The 385-nt window shown below is 58.4% G+C and carries 1 pseudogene; it reads right to left on the bottom strand.

Features of this window, described 5'->3' with window-relative positions:
* Nucleotides 1-385, bottom strand: a pseudogene (locus NNO04_RS22600) (ATP-dependent DNA helicase RecG); the annotation flags it as partial.

The raw sequence follows: 385 nt of genomic DNA, 5'->3' as shown, positions 1-385 counted from the left end.
GCTTATCGGCGGGTTTCATTCTCCCGTGGACCAGACCAATGTTCAGCCCAGGTAGGGCAAGTTTCAGGTCTTCACTTGTGGCTTCTGCCGCCTGCGCTTCTAACAGTTCTGACTCTTCAATCAGTGTACAGACCCAGTAAGCCTGGCGTCCTTCGTGCGTACAAGCGTTACGCACCCGGTCAATAATATCGCTGCGGCGGGTGTCCGGAATGGCAACGGTAGTGACCGGCGTACGGCCCGGCGGCAGTTCGTCGATCACCGAGGTGGCGAGATCGGCATACGCTGTCATCGCCAGGGTGCGTGGAATCGGCGTCGCGGTCATGATCAGCTGATGTGGGTGGAATCCCTGCCGTTGGCCTTTTTCCCACAACGCCAGACGTTGATG

The organism is Citrobacter sp. Awk 4 (assembly GCF_028069725.1).
Lineage (GTDB): Bacteria > Pseudomonadota > Gammaproteobacteria > Enterobacterales > Enterobacteriaceae > Citrobacter_D.
This window is presented reverse-complemented; position numbering and strand designations above follow the sequence as displayed.